The following is a 3,568-nucleotide window of genomic DNA, read 5'->3' as shown; positions in this document are numbered from 1 at the left end:
CTCCACTACCGTCAGGCCATCCTTTCTTTTAGGATAGGAAAAAAATAAGAACCAAGGAACATATAGAAACAGCGCTGCCTTGTATCAGGGACTCCAGGCGAATCAGCGCCGATCTGAGCGGCCCGCTTCCCCTCCTGGCTGTAGAGCTAGCTAGCTGGTTGAACAGCAGGCCGCCAGATCGGTGTTTACGAGGCAGCACGCCAGGCCAAAGCGCGTACTGGGGAGCCATCCAGACCCCGCAGCGGCAAGGGGAGAAAAGAACAGCGATAGACGACCCCACTGGCTAAGCGGTCCAGGCGCGTCAGATTCTCGACAATGAGGACATCATTGCCAAGCAAAGTGGCATGGGCATGGCGTGTCCCCTGGACACTTGAATCGACGCTGAGGGCATCAATGCCTACAAGCGAAGCGCCGGCCTCCACAAGCAAGCGCGCCGCCTCGGGAGAGAGGTACGGATGGCGCAAGTATCGCTCACTCTTCCAATAGAGATCCCAGCCGGTACGCAACAGCGCTGCTCCGCCCGCTGGCAGCGCTTTCAAATGAGGGCGGAGCGCTTCCACCCCGATCGGCGTATCCTCCCCGCACCCCTCTAAGGGGATCACAATGCCCGTCAGCAGGAAGCGCTCAGGAGGATACTGTGTAATGGTCTTGCCCTCGGGCATCAGATGAGAAGCAGCGTCAATATGTGTACCGGTATGTGTCCCTAGCGAGAGACGTGACACCTGCCAGGGAGGCTCAGTCTCTACCGGCTCAATGCGTGGTTCAGGATCACCAGGGAAAATCGTCATCCCCTCCTCTATTGCGTGAGAAAGGTCGATAAACTGCATCGGGCAGACCTTTCCCTCCTTTCGCATGCCAGTTGCTGAGTGCCGTCCCTCGCTGCTGGCTTACCTGGACGGCCCTCGCTTCATTTCGCCTTGCCTGCTCACGCTTATGCCGAACGGCTCTCATCCTCTGGGGCGACTAGCTCAACCGTCGGTGGAAGAGACTGCCGGAGATCTTGCAGCACCTCCTCTGAGACCCCCGGCCGGCGGCGCAGCAGATAGCGCGTCTTTGTTCTGCTGACAGCGATGCGCGTCACATCGGCTACCGCTTGGAAGCCTGCCACCTCGATACCGCGCCGCGAGGCAGTATTATTGGCATCGGCCCCGATCCAGAGACGGCGCAGGCCTTGCCGTTGTAATACCCTTGCTATATAGATGAGCAGCGCCGGATAGAGCCGCTGGCCACGGTAGGGCGGTAGAGTAGCACAGTCCCAAATATAGGCTCTTCCAGCACTGAGGCGAATCCTGATTCCTAACTCACCGATCTCTTCTTGATCAAAGGAGACCCAGCCGTATGAGGCCAGGATCTTGCCTTCGTTCAGGTAGACCACATAACACTGACATCCGCGCGCGAAGCGCTCTAGGATCACGGCAGGACTGGCTACCCCCATCGCTGCCGCCAGTTCCTCTGCATGCTCTGGGCCAACCCGCTGAAGCTTGACCGGCAACCGAGCTGGCGAGCTGGACATAATAGGACGATCAAGGTCGAGGACCCAGAACGTCCCTGTGTGCTCCACCTCAGAAGCAGACGCGTGACTCATCGCGTGCGCGCCTCCGCTCCCTCTTCCTCTAGCGATGACGCGCGTCGCTGACTGAGTTCGGCAATCGCCTCAGCTACATGCTCCTCTTGAATATTGTACGCCCCCGTAGCTACACGCAGCTTATGGGCCGTCGCCAATACATCAGCAATGGTATAGCCTTGCGGCGGCTCGAACTTATAGCAAGCCATCTCTAATAGCTGCCCGTTCGGATCGCGGAAGTAGATTGAATCCATAAAGCCGCGATCGATGTTGCCCGTGTTCCAGATGCCACGCTCATTGAGACGCTGAGCAATCTGGTTATAGGTAGCTCGAGAGACCGTGAAGGCCAAATGATGCAGATTGCCAATGCCTTCAGGATTGGGAGTCGGATCATTAGCACGGTCCGGGCGGACAAAGAAGGTGATCAGACGCCCATCCCCAGCGTCAAAGTAGAGATGGGTCTCCTCCGGCACATCAAGATTAGGCTGCTCCATAATGAGTGGCATGCCTAGAAAGTCCCGGTAAAACTCAATGATGGCCTCACGGTTAGAGCCGACAAAGGTGATATGGTGCACTCCCTGTACTTGAATCTTCGCCATATCTCTCTTTCCCTGACTAGCGCAATCTCCTGTTAGCTACTAGCTTGCTATATTATTTTCTCACATGCAAAGGTGACTTGCGAGGTTAACTATGCCAATCCTGTGGCCACGCTCTTCCTTCGCCAGGGCCTGAGTGCTGGGCTGGCTCCGCGCAGGGAGCATCAGTAAGGCGAGTCGACACATTGTAGCCCTGGGTTGGATAAGTCTATCTCCATAACCTTCACTTCTTCAGTTGGCGATATTGATCAGCAGAGAGCGCTAGCCCTGAACCTGAACATGATCAGGACCTTTGAGGCCAGTAGATAGAGGAGTGCTTCGCTCTCCAGAGCGAGTCGATGGGGTCAACAGGTGACTGTCCCTTACCGCCGCAGAGGAAGACCATGTAGCCCGCACATGGTGTGATATCTGCCCTCCGTCCTCACTCTACGCTCGTACGTTGAGTAGCGGTTTGTTTGTGCCATTCCCCGCGGGATCGCTCTTCCGCCGCTTCACGGAGGGTAAGGGAGAAAACAATCAAGGCAAGGCCGCACGCGGAAAGCTCCGTTGATCTCGCTCGGGCCAACACGAGATGCAGTCGGCAGCCCTCCGCGCGCGTTTGGCAAGCTGCCATTACTTAGCATAGGCACCGGCTGTCAACGCAGCGTCATTGCCCAGCCAGCTTTAAAATGTCGCAGCCGGAGACAACTGTGCTAGCTCGCCATGCGCCTGATATTGCTCTAACACCCGCTGCGCTTCCTGCAAGAGAGTAACCGCTTGCTCACGCAACGCGGCTGCTCCCGCTCGCCATGCCGCCTGACTACGAAGTAGCTGGACACGGGCCCGCTCTAGCGGTAGCCCTAGCGCCTCAGCCTGCTTCTCTACCTCGCTAAAGCGCCGCTCAGCCTCTTCCCAGGCACCAGACTCCGCAAGATACCAGGCCCAAAGAGCCGCTGCCCGCATAGCAAGCAGGCGACGATGTTGCCTCTGAGCCGTGCCTAGAGCAGACTCGAGGTAGGGAGCTGCTGCTGAGGGTTGAGCCCGGAGGAGCCAGATTTCAGCCAGCCAGAGCTGCAGACGCGTCCGCAGATGGTGATAGCCATGTTCATCGATCAGCGCTAAGGCCTCCTCCAGTAGAGCGGTTGCCTCTTCCAGACGCCCCTCACTGCGCGCACACAGAGCCAGACCAGCCCGATAGCCCGCCTGTCGTTCAAGATTGCCTAGCTCCTCAGCCAAATCCAACCCCTGGCTAAAGATCTCCTTCGCAGCACGCCACTCACCTAGATAGAGATGGAGCTCCCCCTGCGTACTTGAGAGGTGGAGCAATGCTCCCAGTAACTCATATGTCTCAGCTATACGACGCCCTTCGGCCAAAGCCCGTTTCGCCTCTTCTATTTCTCCCAATAACAGGCGGTGATAGGCATCATTG

Annotated in this window: 3 protein-coding genes and 1 pseudogene; all 4 read right to left on the bottom strand. The window is 57.5% G+C overall.

Translation table 11 applies throughout. The annotated features are described in order from the left end of the window. Nucleotides 1-185: 185 nt before the first annotated feature. Nucleotides 186-827 (bottom strand): cyclase family protein, encoded by a 642-nt coding sequence (locus IRZ24_RS18150; RefSeq protein ID WP_297167420.1) that lies wholly within the window; start codon nt 825-827, stop codon nt 186-188. Between the two features lie 104 nt (nt 828-931). Next, complete coding sequence (locus IRZ24_RS18145) at nt 932-1,585, bottom strand: GNAT family N-acetyltransferase (RefSeq protein ID WP_297167417.1); 654 nt, start codon at nt 1,583-1,585, stop codon at nt 932-934. After that, on the bottom strand, nt 1,582-2,163 hold the full coding sequence (locus IRZ24_RS18140; protein ID WP_297167414.1) for a VOC family protein: 582 nt from the start codon (nt 2,161-2,163) through the stop codon (nt 1,582-1,584). The genes IRZ24_RS18145 and IRZ24_RS18140 overlap by 4 nt, the downstream gene beginning before the upstream one ends. 660 nt (nt 2,164-2,823) lie before the next feature. Next, nucleotides 2,824-3,568: pseudogene (locus IRZ24_RS18135) on the bottom strand (hypothetical protein); the annotation flags it as partial.

The sequence above is a fragment of the Thermogemmatispora sp. genome, from assembly GCF_019683755.1.
Taxonomy (GTDB): Bacteria; Chloroflexota; Ktedonobacteria; order Ktedonobacterales; family Ktedonobacteraceae; genus Thermogemmatispora.
The sequence above is the reverse complement of the archived record's forward strand: the minus strand, read 5'-3'. Positions and strand labels throughout refer to the sequence as shown.

Excerpts from the sequence above, each read along its gene's own strand:
- IRZ24_RS18150 (WP_297167420.1), bottom strand. The coding sequence starts at position 827 with ATGCAGTTTATCGACCTTTCTCACGCAATAGAGGAGGGGATGACGATT.
- IRZ24_RS18145 (WP_297167417.1), bottom strand. The coding sequence starts at position 1,585 with ATGAGTCACGCGTCTGCTTCTGAGGTGGAGCACACAGGGACGTTCTGG.
- IRZ24_RS18140 (WP_297167414.1), bottom strand. The coding sequence starts at position 2,163 with ATGGCGAAGATTCAAGTACAGGGAGTGCACCATATCACCTTTGTCGGC.